Raw genomic sequence first — 22,397 nt, forward strand, 5'->3', positions numbered from 1 at the left:
GTCAGGGGTTCATCATCCGGTCCCGCTGGGGAGCGACCCACGCGCGGTCGAAACGGCCGTCGGCAATCGACGCCAGCGCAGCCGCTTCTTTTGCGCCGAAGTGCGCGACGGTGTTGATGAGCGCAATCGTCGCCACGCCCATTCTGAACGCGAGTTTATTGTCCGCCAACACGTAGGCGCGCTTTGGCGCATTGGTCCAGCCCCGCGCTACTATAACCGGCGCTTCGGTCAATCCGCGTTGACGCGCAGCGAGCACGCGGCCATGCCCGGCGATCAGTATCGGTTTTGTCCTGCCCCCATTCGTGCAGCGATACTGGCACTTGCTCGATCTGCGAATCGGAATGCATGCGGCAATTTTTGAAGTGCGCAGTAATGCGTCCCGTTGACGGCGGTCTACGCTGTCAGCAGACGGGATTCGTGCGTCATCATCGATGAAAGGGCCGGCAAAGCGCAGAAAAGGTTTGCCCTTAAACTGAAAAAACCTATACATGGCGGGTTGTGAGTCGAGACTTTCACGCTACACACTTGTTAGCATATCAAATCAAATGTTGTGAATGTCAAGATAACCCGCTTACCTCCTCGTGGCGTCTGTTCAAGCAGCCCTCTGCCTTCCAGCAGATTTGAGAGTTGTCCGATTTTTTTGCTGTTCTTGGCCGCGTTATGGTTGTTGGGTGACTACGATACGTTGATCACGCACCCCTCCCTTGCCGAGAACACAGATAGAACGATGATAAACCGACGACGATTTATTCGGGTTGGCGCCATTTCCTCCGTGACTGCACTCTCCGTAGGCGTGCGCGCGGCTCCTGCCAATCCTCCTGCAAGCAATGCCATGAACCGCGGATACGCGCGCTAACTAACGGCGCCACGGCAAAAAAGCGGAAAGATGGAACATGGGTTTTCTGGGTCCGTCTGGTGAACTTCGACAAGCCTGGCGCTGACATTGCAGCGAATCTGCAGATTGCCACGGACAGGAGTTTTCAGCAGATAGTGGACAACCTGCCAGTCATGCTGACAGCATCCAAATCGTTTATCGCGCAAGTCCCTTACGCACCACCTGCCGGCAGTACACAGCTTTACTATCGGTACGTCATTGGACAGGAAGCATCAACGGCACCTGCGGTCAGTGGCGTTGTGAACAGCATCGCACCCTGGGACAACGAATCGAGAGCGCAATAAATATGGCGCATTCGGAATTTGCAATTCAGGTGTTGGAGACAGGATCAAACAACCTGAATACTTATCAGACGCTGCTGGACGCTGCACATACTGGTTCGGATTCGCTATCAATCGTACAGAGTAGTGTCGGTGTGCTGGCAGTAGTGACAAACATCGTTCCAATGCTGCAGCCGGTTAGAATCGTGTCGAACGGTCTGCTAGCCACAACTGCGATGGCAAAAATTGTCGCCGACTGGACTGATCCAAAGAAGAGGGTTCAGCCGGGTGACGTGCTGACGCTCGTTTCAGGATCGGGCGCAGTGGTCATGCAAATGCTGGTGTGGGCCGAAATTGGCGAAGGGGTCGCTCTGACAGTCGCGGCGCTAGCTCTCGCGGCAGACGTGCAGGCGGCCGCTCAACCTTACCTGCCTTCGTTAAAAATCTGGCTAGGAACTGCCATGCCGAACACTTTACCAATCGTCGACCCAATCTCCACCGCCAGTTCGTCACTCTATTGGGCCACTGTACCGAGCTCGCAGACCGTCACTTTGGCTACCTACGACGAAATTCTTAACCAGCAGGGCTTGTTCGTCTCTTTAAGTGATCAAGGCACGACGGGGCCTCTGTTTATGAGTTACTCGCCTATTCCCGGTAGCATGACGCCAGTGAATGAGAACTCCTACAAGGAAAACTACTGCCGATACCTGAGCGTCAAGGAAGGGTGGGGGGATATAGTCAGCGGGATGGACTACTGTAAGAACGTCAAGTTCAGGTAAAAAATGAGGCCAATGCTTACACGCCTCAAACTGGCGCTCTCGGTGTGGTCTTTGGCCGCCGCGTGCGAACTGGCGATTGTCGTTGTGCTGATTCACTCACAATCCCTGGCATCCGTCGGTATAGTCGCATTGGCGGGCGCGGTCTGCGTTCATCCAGTAGTGCTGATAGGTTGTTTACGGCGGCGTAGGTGGGCTTACGGTACTTTTTTCTTACTTGCGCCTCTGAGCCTATTTTGGTGGCCTTTCGGTAAGCCTTGGCTTCTGCGCATTGGTGCGTGGGCCTTTCTTGTGATCGGTGCTTGCATCGTCCTGCGTTTGTTCGCGATGGCACTGATTCGTGACAGACAGTCAAAAGCGTGGATTTGCTCATGCACGCGCGGGCCGACCTTCTGGTTGGCTCGCAGGCCAACTCTTGAGCTTGGCTTGCGGGAGAAGCTGATTCAGATTCTCGCCGCTATGTTGCTTGGACCGGCTTTAGTTGGTTACGCCAATGGATGGAACCGAGCCGCAGTTTTTCTGTGTGTTGCCGCTGCAATGACACTTGTGCTGGTGTCGCTTCTTCTTGCACGAAGGCGGTAATCCTTGATGCCCGCCAGTTCACATCAGTAAGCCGGGACGCGGACTGCAATGTTCCAGGGCGAGCTGTTCACACGGAACACTTCGTCAAACACGAAGCGCAAATGGTCCCCATCGCATGCTCTGCGCCCGTACGATTTCAGTGCAAGATCGGCGTATGAGCGGCGTGCCGTTTCCATTCGCCGCCGCGCCGGATCGCTTCGGCGCGCACCTGCTCTCCAAGCGTCACGGTCAACGTAGCAAACGCGTCGCTGTCCGTCTACCTCTCGAATCAGCGTAGCGCATGCAATCCGCGCGATATCCGCTGATGGCACCACAGCATCCATGGCGCCGCGCCGCGCCGCGCTTCGTGCGTGAGCGCACGGCGTGCCAGCGATGCGGCATCCTGTCTGCGGTCACCTTCAGCGATAACCACCGGTGATCGCAGTATCGAAACAATTCATTGGTCAATTATCGCTGGTGTCCAGATAATGGCCGCACAAAACTGAGCGCCGCGCTCCCTGAGCCGGCTGGACGCATCGGTCAGCCCGAATCCCGAGTCATACGGGGCAACGAGGCGAAATATCCGGAGGAGACAGAGACAATGTTGCATCGACCCAAAGTCAGTCGAGCGATTCTCGCGATCATGTGCGCGATGTCGTTCATCATGTATCTCGATCGCGTCAATCTGTCGGCCGCGGCGGGCCTGATCCGCGACGACCTGCATTTGAGCAACACCCACGTGGGTCTCGTTTTCGCGGCATTCGCGTACACGTACACGATCTGCCAGGTGATCGGCGGCTGGGTCAGCGACCGCTTCGGCGCGAAGCTCACGCTCGTCACCTGCGCGAGCATCTGGATCGTCGCGACGGTCGCCACCGGGCTCGCGGGCGGTATCGTCTCGCTGTTCTGTGCGCGCATGCTGCTCGGCATCGGCGAAGGCGCGGCGTTGCCGGCGCAGGCGCGTGCATTGACCAACTGGTTCCCCTCCAGCAAGCGCGGTTTCGTGCAAGGGCTGACTCATTCGTTCTCGCGGCTCGGCAATGCCATCACGCCGCCCTTCGTCGCGTTGCTGGTCGCGTATTCGTCGTGGCGTGCGTCGTTTTTCGTGGTCGGTGCGTTGACGTTCGTGTGGGTCGTGGTCTACGCATGGTATTTCACCGACAACCCGCGCAAGCACCGCCACATGACGCCGCAGGAAGAAGCGGAATTGCCGCCGGAGGGCAAGGTAGTGGTCGAGAAAACGCGCGAGCCCACACCGTGGCGGCGTCTTCTCAAACGCATCGGGCCGACCATGCTCGTGTACTTCTGCTATGGATGGACCGGCTGGCTCTTCTTCACGTGGCTGCCGACCTTCTTCATGCACGGCCGCGGTCTCGATCTGAAAAGCTCGGCGATGTTTTCGGCCGGCGTGTTTCTGTCGGGCGTGGTCGGCAACACGGCGGGCGGTGTGATCAGCGACCGCGTGCTGAAGCGCACGCGCAATGTCGTCGCGGCGCGGCGCAACGTGATCATCGGCGCATTCCTCGGTGCGCTGGTGTTCCTCGCACCGGTCATGGTGGTGAAGTCCTTGCCGGTGATGGCGGCTTGCATGAGCCTGTCGTTCTTCTTCCTCGAAATGACGATCGGACCGGTGTGGGCCGTGCCGATGGACATCACGCCGAAACACGTCGGCGTCGCGAGCGGGCTGGTGAATGCGGGCTCGGCGGTAGCGGGGATTTTCACGCCGATCGTGTTCGGCCTCGTGGTGGATCGCACGGGAAGCTGGACGCTGCCGTTTGCCGGCTCGCTCGGGCTGCTCGCCGTGGGAATCGTCGCGACGTTCTTCATGCGGCCGGATATTCCACTCGACACGGTAAGCGCTTCCGACGATCTTGCGAATCGCGGCGAACTCGAATTCGCCGGGCGTTCAGAGCGTTGACCGCCGACCGGATGCACTGAAACGCCGCTCACGCCGCTCGAATCGAGTCGATTACCAGCTGCGTGGCCGGCGTGATGCGCCGGTTCTTGCGCAGAATCAAACCATAGGGCGCGAGCCGTCCGCGCAGCGGCGTAGCCACGGCGGCAATCGCATCGAGTTCGACGTAGTACTGCGCGACCGAACTGGGCAGTACCGCGAGCATGTCCGAGTCGCGCAGCAACGAGAGCGTGGTCAGAATCGACGACGTCTCGACCGTGCTGACCGGCGGCGCGACCCGCGACTCGCGGAAGGTCTGGTCGATCACTTGCCGCATCGGACTCGGGTGCGGCTGAATGATCCACGGATAGCGTGCGAGCTCCGCGAGCTTCGGGCGCACGGTCGCGAGCGCAGCCGGATGATCGGGGCGCACGACGATCGACAACGCCTCTTCCGACAAGGTCTCGAAGCTCAGGTCCAGCGCCGGAAAGCCATCGGGGATCCGTCCGATCACGATATCCAGCTGGTCCTGCTGCAACGATTGCACGAGCACGTCGCTGGTGTCGATCGTCACCGCCATCTGCAGACGCGGATGCGCTTCCTTCAGCTTGACGATGGTATGCGTCAACAATTCGGGCGAGGGCGCCATCACCGCGCCGATGCGCACCTTGCCGATGTCGCCCGCCTCGATGGCGGCCAGTTCCTCGCGCAACTCGTCGAGATCTTCGAACACCACGCGCGCATAACGCATCACGGCCTCGCCGAAGACCGTCGGCTCCATGCCGCGCGCATGCCGCACGAACAGCGATACGCCGATCGTGTCTTCGAGTTCCTGTAAGGCTTTGGTGGCCGCGGGCTGGGTCATGGCCAGTTCGTCGGCGGCACGCCGCAATGATTCGGTCTCCGAGAGTGCGACCATCAATTGCAGATGACGCAGACGCAGACGTTTGCGAATGGCGGAGGCGGGCGCGATCATGTGAGCGATAACTCCAGGGAATCAGCTGATTCGATTTATTCAATGGTCAGTTATTGGATAGTTTCGCACACTAGCGGCTATCGAACGACTCGCGGCTTACACTGACAAGCCGGGTCGATAAATAAATTCAAGGAGACGAAGCATGATGACGACCGCCAGCGCGGCGCTCGACAGCGCGATTGTGAAAGCGCGCACGAGGCTGCTGCCCTTTCTGATCCTGATGTACGTGCTGGCCTTTATCGATCGCGCGAACGTCGGCTTCGCGAAGAATGTGCTGCAGGCCGACACGGGTTTGAGCGACGCGGCCTTCGCGTTCGGCGCGGGCATCTTCTTCATCGGTTACGCCGTATTCGAGGTGCCGAGCAATCTGCTGATGTACCGCTTCGGCGCGCGCGTCTGGATGAGCCGCATCATGGTGACATGGGGCATCGTGTCCGCGTGTACCGCACTGGTCCACGACGCAACCAGTTTCTATGTGCTGCGCACGCTGCTCGGCATCGCCGAGGCGGGTTTCTTCCCCGGCATCATTCTGTTCCTGTCCAACTGGTTTCCCGCGAAAATCCGTTCGCAGACGATGGGCATGTTCTATTTCGGCTTCCCGCTCGCGTTGCTGCTCGGCAGTCCGCTCTCAGGTCTGCTGCTCGACTCGGGCAATCCGTTCGGACTGCTGCCGTGGCAATGGCTGTTCGTTGTCGAAGGCCTGGCGGCGTCGGTGGTGGGCGTCGTCGCGTATTTCTATCTGACCGACCGGCCCTCGAAAGCCGCCTGGCTCGATGCATCACAACGTGATGCGCTGGACCGCGCCCTGCGCGAAGAAGACGAGCGCAAGCTCGCGCATGGTCCGGCTTCGGTGCTCGCCGCGTTGCGCGACTCGCGCGTGCTGTTTTGTGCATTGATCTATTTCGCGGTTCAGATGAGCGTCTATGGCGTGGTGTTCTATCTGCCGACGCGCATCGCCGGACTCACGGGTGGTCATGTCGGCACCAAGGTCGGCTTGCTGACCGCCATTCCGTGGATCGCGGCGATCGTCGGCACTTTCTGTGTGACGCGCATGGCCGATCGCCACGGCCATCACCGGACCTGGGCGGCGGCCATGCTCGCACTCGCGGCGCTTGGCATCGGCGCATCCGCGCTCACCTCGTCCGTTGTGCTGGCGCTCGGGGCATTCTGCGTCGCGGCGATCGGCTTCGTTTCCGTGCAACCGCTGTTCTGGACCTTGCCGACCGGCTATCTCGGCGGCGCCGCAGCCGCGGGCGGCATCGCGCTCATCAATTCGATCGGCAACCTCGGCGGTTTCGTCGCGCCCAATCTGAAAGGCCTCGCCGAACACTGGGCCGGCTCGCCGCAAGCCGGGATGCTGTCGCTGTCGGCGGTCGGTCTGATCGGCGCGGCGTTGCTGCTCACGTTCCGGCGCGCGCCGCGCCCGTCCGCATCCGTCTCCCATCATCCCGTACCGCTCGGCGAACGCCAGGGCCATTAACTCTTTCGAGGAATCATCGACATGAAAATCAAGCACATCCGCACGCGCGTCTTTGAATGGAAAGGCAAGGTCGTGCCGCCTCAGGCGCATTTCTGCACGAACGCGGTGGACATTCTCTACGAGCGCGGCGATGCGATGGGTTCGTTCCGCTTCCACGGCTGGCTGGTGGTGGAAATCGAATGCGACGACGGCACGGTCGGCATTGGCAATTGCGCGCTCGCGCCGCGCGTCGCCAAGCAGATCATCGACGAATACCTCGCGCCGATCGCGATCGGCGAGGACCCGTTCGATAACGAGTACATCTGGCAGAAGATGTATCGCCGCACGCTCGCGTGGGGCCGCAAAGGCATCGGCATGGCGGCGATTTCCGCCGTCGACATCGCGCTGTGGGACATCATGGGCAAGGCGGTCAGGAAGCCGGTGTTCAAGCTGCTCGGCGGGCGCACCAAGGAGAAGATCTGGTGCTACGCGTCGAAGCTCTACAACAACGACGACCGCGACGCGTTTCTCGGCGAAGCGCAGGGCTACCTCGAAGACGGCTTCACCGCAATGAAGATGCGCTTCGGCTATGGTCCGAAAGACGGCCCGAAGGGGATGGCGAAAAACATCGAACAGGTGCGGCTGTTGCGTGAGCTGGCCGGCGACGAGGTCGACATCATGCTCGAATGCTACATGGGCTGGACGCTCGAGTACGCGCGGCGCATGCTGCCGCGTCTCGCCGAGTTCAATCCGCGCTGGATCGAAGAACCGGTGATCGGCGACGACGTCGAGGGCTATCAGGAACTGAAGAAGATGAACATCATTCCCGTGTCCGGCGGCGAGCATGAGTTCACCAGCTACGGCTTCAAGGATCTGCTCGAACGACGCGCGGTCGACGTGATCCAGTACGACACGAACCGCGTGGGCGGCATCACCGCGGCGCGCAAGATCAACGCGATGGCCGAAGCGTGGTCGGTGCCGGTGATTCCGCACGCGGGGCAGATGCACAACTATCACCTGACGATGGCGAGCACCGCGAGCCCGATGTCCGAGTTCTTCCCGGTGTTCGACGTGGAAGTCGGCAACGAACTGTTCTACTACATCTTCGAAGGCGAGCCGCGTCCAGAGAAAGGCTACCTGCAGCTTTCCGACGACACGCCGGGCCTCGGCATCACGTTGAGCGACAAACATCTTTCGGATTTCAATATCATCGAGTAAGACGGCTTGCCGGCTCGACAAAAGGAACAGGATAAGCAACATGAAACCACGCATTGCAGTGCTGCTCGGCGACCCCGCCGGCATCGGTCCCGAACTGATCGCGCGTTTGCTCGCGCAGGCCGGCAACCGTGCGCGCGCCGAGCTGCTGATCATCGGCGACCGGCGCGAGCTGGAGACCGGCATGCAGATCGCGGATCAGCGCTTCGAGTACGAGGTTGTGGACCACGCGGACGCCGCGTTCCGGCACGTGGGCGTGCCGTCGCTGCTCGACTTCCGCTTGCCGGACGACCTGCCTTATGAGCGCGCGGTGTCCACCGGGCGCGGCGGCCGCTACAGCCTGGAAGCATTCGCGCAGGCGCTTGCGCTCACGCAGAACAACGTCACTCAAGGCATGCTGTTTGCGCCGGTCAACAAAACCTCGTTGCATATGGCCGGCATGGAAACCGGCGACGAGATGGAATGGTTTGCACGGCAACTCGGCTACACGGGCAGCTTCTGTGAGTTCAACGTGCTCGATGAACTGTGGACGTCACGCGTTACATCGCATATCGCGCTCAAGGACGTCAGCGAGAAACTGTCGGAACAGCGGATCGTCGGCGCGGTGCAGTTGATTCACGACGGCCTGAAACGCGCCGGCAATCCGGCGCCACGCATCGCGGTGTGCGGCTTCAATCCGCACAATGGCGATAACGGTGCGTTCGGACGCGAGGAGATCGATGTGATCGCGCCCGCAGTGGAAGCGGCGCGCAAGCTCGGCTATGACGCGCAGGGACCGTTCCCCGCCGACACGATCTTCGTACGGGCGCGCGACCAGAAGGCGTTCGACGGCGTGGTCACGATGTACCATGATCAAGGCCAGATTGCGATGAAGCTGATGGGCTTCTGGCGCGGCGTCACCGTGCACGGCGGCTTGCCAGTTCCAATCGCGACGCCCGCGCACGGCACCGCGTTCGACATACACGGCCGGGGCATGGCCGATGTCGGCGCGACGCAGAAGGCCTTCGACATCGTCACGCGGATGGCAATGGACCGCGTGGACCGATGAGCGCATGATTGGCGGGTTCGACGCGCAGCGCGTGCCCTTCATCCGATGAGGAAACCCCTATGCAACTGACCGACTTCGATACGCTGACCTTCGACTGCTACGGAACGTTGATCGACTGGGAGACCGGCATCTTCGAAGGCTTGCGGCCGCTGCTGGAGCGCGTCGAGCCGCAACTCACGCGCGACCAGGTGCTCGAAGCGCACGCGCGGCATGAGTCGTCGCAGCAGAAGTACACGCCAGCGCGGCGTTATCAGGAACTGCTGCCGATCGTCTACAAGCGTCTCGCCGAGGAATGGCGCGTGCCCTACACGCTCGCCGACTGTGTCGCGTACGGCAAGTCGATCCGCAACTGGCCTGCGTTCGACGATTCGGCTGCGGCGTTGCAGTACCTGAAGCAGCACTACAAGCTCGTCATTCTGTCGAACGTCGACAACGAGAGCTTCACCTACAGCAACGCAAAACTGCAGGTCGAATTCGACGCGATCATCACCGCCGAAGACGTCGGGTCATACAAGCCGTCGCCGCGCAATTTCGAATACATGCTGGAAAAACTCGGCGAGCGGGGCATCGGCAAAGACAAAATCTTGCACACGGCCGAGAGCCTGTTTCACGATCACCAGCCCGCCAACGAATTCGGTCTGGCGTCGTGCTGGATTTATCGCCGGCATGCGAAGCAAGGCTTCGGCGCGACGATGAACCCGGGTTCGCCGCCGAAGGTCGACTTCCGCTTCAACAGCATGGCCGAGCTCGTGAAAGCGCATCAGGAGGCAGTGCGGCAGAAACTCTGATTGGCCCGCCGTGGTCCCGTCGATGCCCGCACCACCAGTTCCGGCAACGGCGCGAGCACCATCGACGGTTGCTGCTCGGGCGCCTGAATCAGGCGGATCAGACTGTCGATCGACAACTCCGCGATCGCCGCGGTCTGGATCGCGACCGTGGTCAGGGCAGGGTGCACCTGATGCGCGAGTTGAATGTCGGTGATGCCGATCACCGACACGTCGTCCGGCACCGCGCGGCCGAGCGTGATCAACGCCTGCGCCGCGCCGATCGCGAGCAGGTCGTTGGTCGCGAAAATCGCGCTCAGGTGCGGACGGTTCGCCATCAACTGCATGCAGGCGGCGTAGCCCGCATCGATCGAGTCGCGGATCTGCAGCACCGCGGCGGCATCCGCCTCGATGCCGGCCGCGCGCATCGCCGCGCGAAAGCCGTTCGAGCGCGCATCCTGCAAGCCGCCGCAACCGTCGCCGATCAACAGGCCGATCTCGCGATGGCCGAGTTCGAGCAGATGCCGCGCGGCCAGTTCGCCCGCATGCGCGAAATCCACCGCGATGCACGGCAGCGCGGGCGGCGACTCCGGGTGCTCCCACATCGCCAGCAGAATCGGCGCGCTGTGCATGGCCGACGCACAGAGATCGTTGATCGTGATGTCGGTGTTCATCACGAGCACGCCGTCGGCCAACGTGCCCGCGATCTGGTTCAGATACGCGCGGCCGATCTCGGCGTCGTCGTCGGTATTGCAGACCATCAGGAAGTGGCCGGTCTTGCGCGCGGCGCGCTCGGCGGCCAACACGAACTCCGGGTAGAACGGGTTCGAGATGTTCGACAGCATCAGCGCGAGCGTCGACGAGCGGCCCTCGGCCAACGCGCGTGCGTTCAGGTTGGGCCGGTAGCCGAGATCGGCGATGGCTTTCAGCACGCGCTCAGCCGTTTCAGGCCGGACCTTCTCGCGATTGCGCAGCACGTTGGAGACGGTGGCGGCGGTGACGTGCGCGCGCTTTGCCACTTCGGACAGCGTGACCATGGTGGTTTATCCCATATTCAGGGAATGCGATTCAAATGTTGCAAGCATTCTGCGACATTGCTAAGTTTCTGGAAAACACACGGAGACACCCGCCATGACTTTTTCCCTCGAACTCAAATTTAAGCGATTAAATGCCCGTCGCACAAGCGTTGGACGCTAATTTTTTTGTAAAATTTAAGCGGTTAAATCCAACGGAGACAGCATGGCGAGCATTCGTTTGACGGACGTGCAGAAATCATACGGCGACCATCCGCCGGTAATCCGGCGCGTCAATCTTGAGATCGCGCAGCACGAGTTCTGCGTCTTCCTCGGCCCTTCGGGATGCGGCAAGTCGACCCTGTTGCGGATGATCGCCGGTCTTGAAGACCTGAGCGAAGGCGAGTTGCACATCGGCGAGCATCTCGTGAACGACGTGCCCTCCGCGCAGCGCGGCGTCGCGATGGTGTTCCAGAGCTACGCGTTGTTCCCGCACATGACCGTGTTCGACAACATGGCGTTCGGCCTGAAGCTCGCGAAGCAGCCCAAGGAGGTGATCGAGCGCAAGGTGCGCGAAGCCGCGCGCATTCTGCAACTGGACAGCTTGCTGGAGCGTTACCCGAAAGCGCTCTCGGGCGGGCAGCGCCAGCGTGTTGCGATCGGCCGGGCCATCGTGCGTGAGCCGGGCGTTTTTCTGTTCGACGAACCGCTGTCCAATCTCGACGCCGCATTGCGCGGCCAGACGCGGGTCGAAATCGCGCGTCTGCATCAGCGTTTTGCAAATGCGAGCGTGGTCTACGTGACCCACGATCAGGTCGAAGCGATGACGCTCGCCGACCGCATCGTGCTGCTGCACGCCGGCGCGGACGCCGAGCGCTTCGGCAGCATCGCCCAGACCGGCGCGCCGCTCGAGCTGTATCACCACCCGAAGTCGCGCTTCGTGGCGGGGTTCATCGGCTCGCCGCGCATGAACTTCATCGACGCGACGGTCGATGCGATCGAGCCGGGCAGCGTGACGGTATCGCTCGCGCAAAGCGGCGAAAAGCTGATCGCACACGTGGACGGCCAGCGTTTGCAGCGCGGCCAGCCGGTCACGCTCGGCGTGCGGCCGGAGCATTTGCGGCTCGACGGCGACGAGCAGTTCGTTCAATGCACGACGGTGCTCTCGGAACGGCTCGGCGAGCACAGCTACATTCACGCGGATCACGCGACAGGCACGCTGATCGCAAAGGCGGCCGGCGACACGCCGATCGGCTCCGGCGAGCGCATCCGCATTCATGTTCCGCCGTCCGCGTGCCATCTGTTCGACGCAGAGGGAATCGCATTGCGGCGTAGCGCCTTCGAACCCGAGCGCATTGCCGCCTGAACCGAGGTAATCAGGATACCGAAACCCGATGAAGCCGCCGGGTTCACCCAGCCGAATTCCGCCACAGAGCGGGTTACTTCGCTGACAGCCATCCGCTGTCAGTCAACAAGGTAGTTAAGGAGACACAAGATGATTGCTCTTCGCCTTCGCCGTCTTGCCCAGGTGTCGATTGCCGCCGCCCTGGTGGCCGGCGCGTTAGCCAGCGTCACGGCCGACGCTGCCACGCTCAACGTCAATGTATCGGCGCGCGGCAACCAGCGCTCGACGTGGCAGGACGCGTTCGACAAGTTCAAGAAAGCCAATCCCGACGTCGATCTCAAGGTGACCTACATCACCGAAGAGGCGTACAAGGTGCAGATGGGTGGCTGGCTCGCCACCGATCCGCCTGATGTCGTGTCGTGGCACGACGGCGAACGGATGGCCTATTACGCGCAACGCGGCCTGCTCGAAGACCTGTCGTCGGACTGGAGCAAGAACGGCTGGTCGCAACAGTATGCGTCGGTCAAGGAAGCGTCCACGTACAAGGGCAAGCAGTACGCCGCGCCGCTCGGCTACGACGCGTACGGCTTCTTCTATCGCAAGGATCTGTTCGAGAAGGCCGGCATCAGGAGCGAGCCGAAAACGTGGGACGAATTTCTCGAGGCGAACAAGAAGCTGAAGGCGATCGGCGTGGCGCCGATCGCGGTGGCCGCACGCGACAGCTGGACGCTCGCCGCGTGGTTCGACTATCTGAACTTGCGCATCAACGGCAACGAGTTCCATCAGAAGCTGATGGCCGGGGAGATTCCGTACACCGACCCGCGCGTGAAGAAGGTCTACACGACGTGGAAGACGCTGATCGACGATCATTACTTCATCGACAACGCGCTCTCCTACGATCTCGATTCGATCGCGCCGTTCCTCACGAGCGGCAAGGCGTCGATGATGCTGATGGGCACGTTCTTCTCGGCGGGCCTGCCGCCGTCGATCAAGCCGCAAATCGGCTTCTTCCGCTTCCCGGTGATCGACGCCAACGTGCCGATGGCCGAGGACGGCCCGGTGAACGTGCTGCTGATTCCCGCCAAGGCGAAGAACAAGGCCGACGCGCGCAAGCTGCTTGCATTCATGGAGCAGCCGCAGATCAACGCCGAACTCGCGAAGGGCTGGGGTCAACTGCCGTCGAACAGCCAGGCCGCCGAGCCTGAGGACGCGATCTCGAAGGTCGGCTTCCAGACACTCGCGAATACCAAGGGCGGCATCGCGCAGTTCTACGACCGCGACATGCAGAAGGAAATGGCCGACGAAGGCATGAAGGCCATGCAGCAGTTCTACAGCGATCCGTCGCAACTCGACGCCGTGCTCGCGCGCCTCGAAGCGACCAGGAAGCGCATCTACCAGAAGTAAGTCCCGCAGCGCCGGCGGCGTAACCGCCGCCGGCGCCCGCCTTCGATTCCCGACGAGGCTCGATCCATGTCTCATTCCGCAGCGAGCCGCTTACCGGCGGCCCGGCGTCGTCACGTCTCGACGACGCGCCGTCATCAGCACCGCGCCGCGTTTTTCTTCCTGCTGCCGGGATGTCTGCTGTTTTGTCTGTGCGTGGTCTACCCGATCATCAGCAGCATCTCGATCAGCTTTTACAACTGGGACGGCATGACGCCGAAGACCTTCGTGGGTCTTGGCAATTACGTCGAACTGTTCCAGTCGGACACGTTCTATACGGCGCTCAAGAACAACCTCATCTGGCTTGCGCTGTTCCTGCTCGCGCCGCCGCTCGGTCTGATGTTCGCGTTGTATCTGAACCAGCACGTGCGCGGCATGCGTGTCGTGAAGTCGCTGTTCTTCGCGCCCTTCGTGCTGTCGGGCGTCGTGGTCGGGCTCGTGTTCAGCTGGTTCTACGACCCCGGCTTCGGCTTGCTGCGTTTGATCGTGGGTCACGGCATTCCCGTGCTCGGCGATCCGCGCACGGTGACGTTCGGCATCATCTTCGCCGCGCTATGGCCGCAAACGCCGTTCTGCATGGTGCTGTATCTCACCGGTCTCACGGGCATCAATCCCGAAGTGGTCGAAGCCGCGCGCATGGAAGGCGCGAAGGGCCTGCGTCTGCTGTGGCACGTGATCCTGCCGCAGTTGCGCCCGGCCACTTTCATGGCGGTCGTGCTGACCGTGATCGGCGCGCTGCGCAGCTTCGATCTGATCGCGGTGATGAGCGGCGGCGGTCCGTTCGACAGCTCCACCGTGCTCGCCTATTACATGTACGACCAGGCGATCAAGTACTACCGCGAAGGCTATTCCGCGGCGATTGCCGTCGTGCTGTTCGCGATCATGCTGGTCTATATCGTGTTCCATCTTCGCCGCATGTTGCGCGAAGAACGCTGATTCGCCGCTTGCCTTTTTGCCGCTTGCCAGGAGTTACGTGTCATGTATCCGCTTCCCGTCGAACGCTGGAAACCCATCAATCGCACGCTCTATAAGGCGTCGTTGCCGCTCGCCTTGCTGCTCTGGCTGCTGCCGATGCTGGCCGTGCTCGTCACGTCGATCCGTTCGTCGGACGAGCTTGCACAAGGCGATTACTGGACCTGGCCGAAGCATTTCGCGCTGCTCGAAAACTACGGCGCGGCGCTCACGCAAACGCCGATGCTGCATTACTTCGCCAACAGCGTGCTGATCACGGTGCCGTCGGTGCTCGGCGCGATCGTGCTGGCGTCGATGGCGGGCTTCGCGTTGGCCACTTACCGTTTTCCCGGCAATACGGCGGTGCTGTTCGCCTTCGTCGCCGGCAACTTCGTGCCGATCCAGATCCTGATGATTCCGGTGCGCGACATGGCGCTGAAATTCGGACTCTTCAATACCGTGTGGGCGCTGGTGATTTTCCACGTGTCGTTCCAGACCGGCTTTTGCACGCTGTTTCTGCGCAACTTCATCAAGCAGTTGCCGTTCGAGATGATCGAAGCGGCACGCGTTGAAGGGGCGAGCGAATGGACCATCTATCTGCGCATCGTGCTGCCGCTGATCCGGCCCGCGCTCGCCGCGCTCGGCATCCTCGTGTTCACGTTCGTCTGGAACGACTATTTCTGGGCGCTGTGTCTCACGCAAGGCGACGAGGCCGCGCCGATCACCGTGGGCGTCGCCGCGCTCAAGGGGCAATGGACGACCGCATGGAACCTGGTCGCGGCGGGCTCGGTGCTGGCCGCATTGCCCTCCGTTCTGATGTTCTTCGCGATGCAACGGCACTTCGTTGCCGGTCTGACTTTCGGTGCAAGCAAAGGCTGAGCACCTGCCCGACGTCAACCCGTCTACTCGTCAACTCATAACGAGACTTCTCTCATGCAACTTGGTGTCTGTTACTACCCGGAACAATGGCCGCGCGCGATGTGGGCCGACGATGCAAAGCGTATGGTCGACCTCGGCATCACGCACGTGCGGATCGCTGAATTCGCGTGGAGCCGGATGGAGCCGCGCGCCGGCGTTTTCGAATGGCAATGGCTCGACGAGGCCGTCGAAACGCTCGCAGCAGCAGGGCTGAAACTCGTGCTCGGCACGCCGAGCGCGTCGCCGCCGAAGTGGCTGATCGACGCGCATCCGGACGTGTTGCCGGTGCGTGCCGATGGCACGCGCTGGAATTTCGGCTCGCGCCGTCACTACGATATATCGAGCGAAACGTACCGGCGCGAATGCGTGCGCATCGTGGCTGCCATGGCTGAGCGTTACGGGCGGCATCCGTCGATCGTCGCGTGGCAGACCGATAACGAACTCGGCTGTCACGAGACCGTGCCGAGCTATTCGCCCGCGGCGCTCGGGCGTTTCCAGAGATGGCTGCAGCAGCGCTACGAAACGATCGCGTCGCTCAACGAAGTGTGGGGCAACGTGTTCTGGAGCATGGAGTACCCGTCGTTCGACGCGATCGGCTTGCCGAACCTCACGCCGACCGACGCCAACCCGATCCACCTGCTCGACTTCCGCCGCTTCATGTCCGACGAAGTGGCGAGCTTCCATCGCGAGCAGATCGAGGTGCTGCGCGAGCATGCGCCGACGGCGGATCTGCTGCACAACTTCATGGGCTTCTTCACGACCTTCGACCACTACCGTTTCTCCGAAGACAACGCGCTCGATGTCGCCGCATGGGACAGCTATCCGATCGCGCGCACCGAGTCGATCGCGCTGCCGGAAGAGCAGAAGGCGCGTTTCGCGCGCACCGCGCATCCCGACGTGTCCGCGTTCGACCACGACCGCTATCGCGCGGTCGGCAAGGGACGCTTCTGGGTGATGGAGCAGCAGGCCGGGCCGGTCAACTGGGCGCCGTGGAACCCGGTGCCCGCGAAGGGCATGGTGCGGCTGTGGGCATATGAGGCGTTCGCGCACGGCGCGGAGCTGGTGTCGTATTTCCGCTGGCGTCAGTGTCCGTATGCGCAGGAGCAGATGCACTCCGGGCTTAATCTGCCGAACAACGAACTCTCGCCGGGCGGCCTCGAAGTGCGGCAGGCGGCGCGTGAAATCGCGGGGTCCACGGCGCTCTCGACGCTCGGCGCGCCCACGCGCGCGTCCGTGGCGATCGTCTTCGACTACGAGACGCAATGGATGTTCGAGATTCAGCGTCATGGCAAGACCTTCGACTATCAGACGCTGGCGTTCGACTACTACGAGGCGTTGCGCGAACTCGGGCTCGACGTGGATATCGTGTCGAGCCGCGCGGACCTGTCGACGTATCGCCTCGTGGTCGTGCCGAGTATCGCCGTGATCGACGACGCGCTGGTGCAGCAGATAGAACGCAGCAGCGCGCAATGGGTCTTCGGCCCGCGCAGCGGCTCCAAGACGGACGCGTTCGCGATTCCGGGCAACCTGCCGCCCGGCGCATTGCAACGCGTGCTGCCGATGCAGGTGCTCGAAGTCGAGTCGCTACGGCCCACGCTCACGCCCGCGTTGTCGATCGAGGGCACACAGGGCACCGCCGTGTATTGGCGCGAGCATGTGCGGGCCAATGCCGAGACGCGCGTCGCCGCGCAATTCGACGACGCGTGGCCGGCGCTGCTCATACACGGCAAGGTTCGCTATGTGGCGGCCTGGCTGTCGCATGCGCTGCATCGCGCGGTGTTGCAGCAGGCCACGCGAGACGCGGGCATCGAGACGCAACTGCTGGCCGACGGCTTGCGCATTCGCCGGCGCGGTGGCCTGACCTTCGCATTCAATTTCGGCGAGCAGCCGGTGCAGGCGCCGGCGCCGTCCCACGCGACGTTCGTGCTCGGCGCGGCGCGCCTGAACACCGGCGATGTCTGCGTATGGAAAGACGCCTGAACTGGCGTGCCGTTCGGACCGGATCGGATTGGCAGAGGGAGTAGTCGGAGAAGTGGCAAGGCCGGAGGTTGAGACACAGGCGCATCACACCGGACCAGGCGGCCTCGAGAAGAGCCGCCATTCAATAGATGGAGGATGACGAATGAACCGAAGAGAAATGCTGGGATGGCTGGCATCAGCGGCTGCGGCGGGTGTCGGCACGACGGTGGGTCTGCCCGCCATCGCGGGCGAGGGTGAATCCACCGCGCACGGCGGCCGCTTTGCGATGGGCGCGGACGTCTCGACGCTGCTCGAACTGGAAGCGAACGGTGCGAAGTTTTACGAGCATGGCGAGCGCCTCGATTGTTTGCGGATTCTGAAGAGCCATGGCGTCGATTCGATCCGTATCAAGGTCTGGAACGATCCTGGCAATCCGAACTATTTTCCGGCCAATCAGAGTCCCGCCGCCGGTTACAACAATGCCGAACACGTGCGCGTGCTGGCGCGCCGCGCGGCCGCGCTCGGCCTGCGCGTGCTGATCGACTTCCACTACAGCGACTGGTGGGCCGATCCGGGCAAGCAGTATCCGCCGCACGAGTGGGAAGGCAAGGACATCACGCAGACGTGCGCGCTGCTGTCCGAGTACACGTCGAATGTGCTGAACATGCTCAAGCGTGACGGCGTGCATCCGGAGTGGGTGCAGATCGGCAATGAAATCACCGGCGGCATGCTGTGGCCGCTTGGCAAGTACGACCAGCTGGACAACCTCGCGCTGCTATTGAAGGCGGGGCATGACGCGGTCAAATCCGTCGATCCGCGCACCAGGGTCATGCTGCATATCGACAGCGGCGGCGACAACGCGAAGAGCCGCTGGTGGTTCGACAGTGCGACGCAGCGCGGCGTGACGTTCGACGTGATCGGCCTGTCCTACTACCCGCAGTGGCAAGGCTCGCTGAGCGACCTGCAGAACAACGCGAACGATCTGGCGGCGCGCTACGACAAGGACGTCATGGTGGTCGAGACCGCGTATCCGTGGACGACCAGCGACGGCGATTCCGAGCCCAACTCGATGACCAACGTCGGCACCTCGACCTTTCCGCAGACCCCGGCGGGGCAGGCACAGTTTCTCGGTGCAGTGACGGATGTCGTCAAGGCGATCCCCGACGGCCGCGGCAAAGGTGTGTTCTGGTGGGAGCCCGAATGGATTCCGACGCCGAACGTCGGCTGGGAGAACGGTGCGGGCGATCAGTGGGACAACAACACGTTGTTCGATTTTCACGGCAACGCGTTGCCGTCGCTGGATGCGTTTCGCCGACGCTAGCATCCGCACCGGCATGCGCGCCGGTTAGCGTCCGGCGCGCGGGCCGTGAGTGCTACGTCCATATCGCACGGCACCGCATCGCGTGCCGAGGGCAGGCATCACTGAGCGGGTGCCTGCCCGTTCTTCTTCAGACACTCCGACGTGAACGCCATGCTGGCCTGGTCGGGCGTCATGCGCGGCGCACCCGGGCTGAAAATCTTTTCGATGATCGCGTCGACCGCCTGCAGGTCCGCCGGGTCCTTGTAGTATTTGGCCGCCTGGTCGAGCGCCTGGGCCTTGGTCTTCTTGTGCGCACGCCACGAGGCGACCTGGCCGGCGATATCGCCGAGCGCAAAACATTGATCGTTGACGGTCTGTGCAACGGCCTGCGCGGCCGGTTGCGCGAGGCACGCCGCCAGCAGCGCGGAGACGACTACGCGTTTCATTACCGGAATCCTGACTTGAGATGAGCGGTGCGGCGACGACGGTGGCATCGGCCAGCGCGGCGGCCGCACGGGTAAACAACCGCGTAGTTTATCGGGAAGTGACGGGGCACGCTTTTTTTACCCCCTGGCCTGCTTGCTGTCACGCGCTGGAAATGAAAAAGCCGCCCAGGCGGGCGGCTTCGAGAAACCAGCGGATCCGGCATGCGCGCCCTTGTCGCGCGCGTTGTTCAATGCCCGAACGACTCCGCCTTCGACGTGTTCGCCGTCGCCACATGCGGCCGCGCCGCCTGTTTGATCAGCAGCGCCACGCACGACAGCAGACCCGCCACCGCGACGGTCGCGAAGATGCCGCCGAAGGTGAAGTGGCGGCGCGTCAGTTCGGCCACGAGGAACGAACCCGCAATTCCGCCGAAGCGGCCCACACCGAGCATCCACGCGACGCCCGTGCCGCGGCCTTCGGTCGGATAGAACGCGGCGGCGAGCGCCGGCATCGACGATTGGGCGGTATTCATCAGCACGCCCGCGACGAACACGATGAACACCAGCGCGCCCACGTTGCCGGCCGCCTGGCCGATGAAATAGACGCTCACCGCGGTCAGCGCATAGCAGGCCGCAATGATCCGGTTCGCGTTGAAGCGGTCCATCAGCACGCCGCACACCACCGCGCCGACGCCGCCGAGCGGGAACAGTGCGGAAATCAGCGTCGCGCGTTGCGGCGTGAGCCCGGCGTCCTTCAGCAGGATCGGCATCCAGTTGATCGACGCGTAGAAGATCACGAGGCCCATGAAGTAGGCCACCCACAGCATCACCGAGCCGATGATGTACGAGCGCGACAGCACCACGCCCAGGCCCTTGCTGCCGGTTTGCGGCGCGCTTTCGGTCATCGTGAAGGCGCTTGCCTGCACCGCGTCGCCCGAAATGCGCGAGAGCGCCGCGCGAATCCGCTCGACCGGCTTGTTGTTCGCCACCATGTAGCGGACCGACTCCGGCATCTTGCTCACCAGCAGGATCATCAGCAGCAGCGGCGTGATGCCGCCGAGCAGCAGCACACTGCGCCAGCCGAAATGCGGGATCATCCATGCGGCGAGAAAACCGCCGAATGCGGCGCCGAGCGGAAAGCCGCAGAACATCAGGTTGATCACGGTCGCGCGGCGGCGGTCCGGGCAGAACTCGCCCATCATCGTCACGGCGTTCGGCATGGCCGCGCCGAGGCCGACGCCCGTGATGAAGCGCAGCGCGGTCAGTTGTTCGATGTTGCTCGAGAAGGCCGAGCCGAGGCACGCGACGCCGAACAGCAGCACGGAACTCAGCAGCATCACGCGCCGCCCGAGGCGGTCGGATAGCGGGCCCGAGCCGAGCGCGCCGCACGCGAGGCCGAACAGCGCGGCGCTCAGTACCGGCGCGAGCGCCGGCTTGGCGATGCCCCATTCGCCGATCAGCGAAGGCGCGATGAAGCCGATCGCGGCCGTGTCAAAACCGTCCAGCAGGACGATGATGAAGCACATGAAAAAAACCAGCCACTGGAACGGCGAGAAGGGGTGTTCGTTAATGAATGTCTGAACGTTCACAGCAGTGCTGCGGCTCATGATGGTCTCCCGATTGTCAAAAGGCTCGTGGAACCCGAGCCTTTCCTTTCTTTCACGATCGTACGCCGTTTGGAAGCGATGCACGATGCCCCCGCCGCAGCAAACCGTTTGCATGACGACGGCCACGCGGCCCGGAAGCCGTAACCGGCGATTGCCGCGATGGTGGCATGACTGATTTGGTGGGCGTGTTCGTATATAGAACCGTGATTCTTTCTGCGAACACGCACTGTAAGTAATCCGACAACGGGGGGCAAGGCGGGATTACCCGAGATGTTGCGAGCGCACATCGGCGCGCGGGACCGCGCCGGGCGGCGCGGAGAGGGTGGATGCCACGGTGCCCGCGCGCGGTGCGGCGGATCCAGAGGAGGGAAAGGGGAGAGCGCCGCTTTGAGAGCTTCAACTGGCGCCCGTCAGGGATTGTCAGAACTTCATTGCTGAACGTTAACTGCCTGAAGCAGGCGACCGCTTCAGCCCAGTTTCGCCGCGATTGCCTCGCCCACTTCGGTCGTGTTCGCTTTGCCGCCGAGGTCGCCGGTGTGGGGGCCTTCGATCAGCGTCGCTTCGATCGCCGCGAGAATCGCGTCGTGCGCTTCGCGTTCCTTGCCGCTCGACTGGCCGAGGAAGTCGAGCATCATCGCGGCCGACCAGATCATCGCGATCGGATTGGCGATGTTCTGGCCGGCGATATCGGGCGCCGAGCCGTGCACCGGTTCGAACAGCGACGGGAATTTGCGGTCCGGGTTCAGGTTGCCCGACGGCGCAAGGCCGATCGTGCCGGTACAGGCCGGACCGAGGTCGGAGAGGATATCGCCGAACAGGTTGGTCGCCACCACCACGTCGAAGCGGTCGGGATGCAGCACGAAGCGCGCGCACAGAATGTCGATATGCTGCTTGTCCCACTTGACGTCCGGATACTGCGCCGCAATGCCGGCCGCGCATTTGTCCCACCACGGCATGCTGATCGCGATGCCGTTGCTCTTGGTGGCGACGGTGATCTGCTTGCGCTCGCGGCGCTGGGCGAGATCGAAGGCGAACTTCAGCACGCGCTCGCTGCCGTGCCGCGTGAATACCGATTCCTGCAGCACGAATTCACGCTCGGTGCCCTCGAACATCACGCCGCCCACCGACGAATATTCGCCTTCGGTGTTCTCGCGCACGATCCAGAAATCGATGTCGCCCGCCTTGCGGCCCGCGAGCGGCGACGGCACGCCCGCAAACAGGCGCGCCGGGCGCAGGTTGATGTACTGGTCGAATTCGCTCCGGAACTTCAGCAGCGATCCCCACAGCGAGATGTGATCGGGCACGGTGTCCGGCCAGCCCACCGCGCCGAACAGAATCGCATCGGCCGATTGCAGCTGGGTCTTCCAGTCGTCCGGCATCATCTTGCCGTGCTTCGCGTAGTAGTCGCAGCTCGCCCATTCGATGTGCTGATACTCGAGCTCGATGCCGAAGCGCTTTTGCACCGCGTCCAGCACGCGAATGGCTTCCGGCATGACTTCGACGCCGATGCCGTCGCCGGGTACGACGGCAATCCGATATTTCTTCGACATGTTTGTGCTCCTCCTTTGGGCTTGAATCAGGGCTTTCGACG

The 22,397-nt window shown here is 62.5% G+C and carries 18 protein-coding genes and 1 pseudogene; 13 read left to right on the forward strand and 6 right to left on the reverse strand.

What is annotated here, in order from left to right; all coding sequences use genetic code 11:
• Position 1 precedes the first annotated feature (1 nt).
• Positions 2 to 97, reverse strand: a pseudogene (locus ACZ9H4_RS17605) (RraA family protein); the annotation flags it as partial.
• A 1,084-nt stretch (positions 98 to 1,181) separates the two neighbouring features.
• On the opposite strand from ACZ9H4_RS17605, the gene ACZ9H4_RS17610 reads away from it, so the two are divergent.
• The 3 genes from ACZ9H4_RS17610 to ACZ9H4_RS17620 all read left to right on the forward strand — a co-directional run bounded on the left by ACZ9H4_RS17610 (position 1,182) and on the right by ACZ9H4_RS17620 (position 4,410).
• Positions 1,182 to 1,934: a hypothetical protein gene (locus tag ACZ9H4_RS17610; protein ID WP_476120003.1), complete on the forward strand. Its 753-nt coding sequence runs from the start codon at positions 1,182 to 1,184 to the stop codon at positions 1,932 to 1,934.
• A gap of 12 nt (positions 1,935 to 1,946) precedes the next feature.
• Positions 1,947 to 2,513 carry a hypothetical protein gene (locus ACZ9H4_RS17615; protein WP_476120005.1) on the forward strand — a complete coding sequence of 189 codons (567 nt, stop codon included), beginning with the start codon at positions 1,947 to 1,949 and terminating at the stop codon, positions 2,511 to 2,513.
• A 580-nt stretch (positions 2,514 to 3,093) separates the two neighbouring features.
• Entirely contained in the window at positions 3,094 to 4,410 is a 1,317-nt protein-coding gene (locus tag ACZ9H4_RS17620) for an MFS transporter (protein ID WP_476120007.1), read from the forward strand.
• Positions 4,411 to 4,438: 28 nt separating this feature from the next.
• On the opposite strand, the gene ACZ9H4_RS17625 is transcribed toward ACZ9H4_RS17620, so the two are convergent.
• A complete protein-coding gene (locus ACZ9H4_RS17625) occupies positions 4,439 to 5,362 on the reverse strand; it encodes a LysR family transcriptional regulator (RefSeq protein ID WP_408145496.1) in 924 nt (307 codons plus the stop codon).
• 142 nt (positions 5,363 to 5,504) lie between these two features.
• On the opposite strand from ACZ9H4_RS17625, the gene ACZ9H4_RS17630 reads away from it, so the two are divergent.
• From ACZ9H4_RS17630 to ACZ9H4_RS17645, 4 genes are read left to right on the forward strand one after another with little or no spacing between them, the layout of a single operon-like run.
• Positions 5,505 to 6,842: an MFS transporter gene (locus tag ACZ9H4_RS17630; protein ID WP_408155339.1), complete on the forward strand. Its 1,338-nt coding sequence runs from the start codon at positions 5,505 to 5,507 to the stop codon at positions 6,840 to 6,842.
• A 21-nt stretch (positions 6,843 to 6,863) separates the two neighbouring features.
• Positions 6,864 to 8,039: an L-rhamnonate dehydratase gene (locus ACZ9H4_RS17635; RefSeq protein WP_408155337.1), complete on the forward strand. Its 1,176-nt coding sequence runs from the start codon at positions 6,864 to 6,866 to the stop codon at positions 8,037 to 8,039.
• Positions 8,040 to 8,079: 40 nt separating this feature from the next.
• Positions 8,080 to 9,084, forward strand: coding sequence for a 4-hydroxythreonine-4-phosphate dehydrogenase PdxA (locus ACZ9H4_RS17640; protein ID WP_476120010.1), 1,005 nt, complete (start codon positions 8,080 to 8,082; stop codon positions 9,082 to 9,084).
• A 59-nt stretch (positions 9,085 to 9,143) separates the two neighbouring features.
• Positions 9,144 to 9,872, forward strand: coding sequence for a haloacid dehalogenase type II (locus tag ACZ9H4_RS17645; protein WP_408155333.1), 729 nt, complete (start codon positions 9,144 to 9,146; stop codon positions 9,870 to 9,872).
• On the opposite strand, the gene ACZ9H4_RS17650 is transcribed toward ACZ9H4_RS17645, so the two are convergent.
• A complete protein-coding gene (locus ACZ9H4_RS17650) occupies positions 9,845 to 10,885 on the reverse strand; it encodes a LacI family DNA-binding transcriptional regulator (RefSeq protein ID WP_408145506.1) in 1,041 nt (346 codons plus the stop codon). The genes ACZ9H4_RS17645 and ACZ9H4_RS17650 overlap by 28 nt on opposite strands.
• A gap of 202 nt (positions 10,886 to 11,087) precedes the next feature.
• Between ACZ9H4_RS17650 and ACZ9H4_RS17655 the strand changes: the two genes are divergently transcribed.
• The 6 genes from ACZ9H4_RS17655 to ACZ9H4_RS17680 all read left to right on the forward strand — a co-directional run bounded on the left by ACZ9H4_RS17655 (position 11,088) and on the right by ACZ9H4_RS17680 (position 18,795).
• Positions 11,088 to 12,227 carry an ABC transporter ATP-binding protein gene (locus tag ACZ9H4_RS17655; RefSeq protein ID WP_476120013.1) on the forward strand — a complete coding sequence of 380 codons (1,140 nt, stop codon included), beginning with the start codon at positions 11,088 to 11,090 and terminating at the stop codon, positions 12,225 to 12,227.
• A gap of 129 nt (positions 12,228 to 12,356) precedes the next feature.
• Positions 12,357 to 13,610, forward strand: coding sequence for an ABC transporter substrate-binding protein (locus ACZ9H4_RS17660; protein ID WP_408155327.1), 1,254 nt, complete (start codon positions 12,357 to 12,359; stop codon positions 13,608 to 13,610).
• A gap of 66 nt (positions 13,611 to 13,676) precedes the next feature.
• The gene (locus tag ACZ9H4_RS17665) at positions 13,677 to 14,582 is read left to right on the forward strand and encodes a carbohydrate ABC transporter permease (protein WP_408150784.1); all 906 of its coding nucleotides are present in this window, start codon (positions 13,677 to 13,679) and stop codon (positions 14,580 to 14,582) included.
• Positions 14,583 to 14,624: 42 nt separating this feature from the next.
• Complete coding sequence (locus ACZ9H4_RS17670) at positions 14,625 to 15,476, forward strand: carbohydrate ABC transporter permease (RefSeq protein WP_121320857.1); 852 nt, start codon at positions 14,625 to 14,627, stop codon at positions 15,474 to 15,476.
• A 54-nt stretch (positions 15,477 to 15,530) separates the two neighbouring features.
• The gene (locus ACZ9H4_RS17675) at positions 15,531 to 17,495 is read left to right on the forward strand and encodes a beta-galactosidase (protein WP_476120016.1); all 1,965 of its coding nucleotides are present in this window, start codon (positions 15,531 to 15,533) and stop codon (positions 17,493 to 17,495) included.
• A gap of 142 nt (positions 17,496 to 17,637) precedes the next feature.
• Complete coding sequence (locus ACZ9H4_RS17680; protein WP_408150779.1) at positions 17,638 to 18,795, forward strand: glycoside hydrolase family 53 protein; 1,158 nt, start codon at positions 17,638 to 17,640, stop codon at positions 18,793 to 18,795.
• A 98-nt stretch (positions 18,796 to 18,893) separates the two neighbouring features.
• Here the strand turns inward: ACZ9H4_RS17680 and ACZ9H4_RS17685 are convergent, their stop codons facing one another.
• The 3 genes from ACZ9H4_RS17685 to ACZ9H4_RS17695 form a co-directional block, all read right to left on the reverse strand.
• Complete coding sequence (locus ACZ9H4_RS17685) at positions 18,894 to 19,220, reverse strand: hypothetical protein (protein ID WP_408150777.1); 327 nt, start codon at positions 19,218 to 19,220, stop codon at positions 18,894 to 18,896.
• Between the two features lie 227 nt (positions 19,221 to 19,447).
• Positions 19,448 to 20,806: an MFS transporter gene (locus ACZ9H4_RS17690; RefSeq protein ID WP_408150775.1), complete on the reverse strand. Its 1,359-nt coding sequence runs from the start codon at positions 20,804 to 20,806 to the stop codon at positions 19,448 to 19,450.
• A 467-nt stretch (positions 20,807 to 21,273) separates the two neighbouring features.
• Positions 21,274 to 22,356: a tartrate dehydrogenase gene (locus tag ACZ9H4_RS17695; protein WP_476120019.1), complete on the reverse strand. Its 1,083-nt coding sequence runs from the start codon at positions 22,354 to 22,356 to the stop codon at positions 21,274 to 21,276.
• Positions 22,357 to 22,397 lie beyond the last annotated feature (41 nt).

This window comes from Paraburkholderia sp. TE9906, from assembly GCF_056279605.1.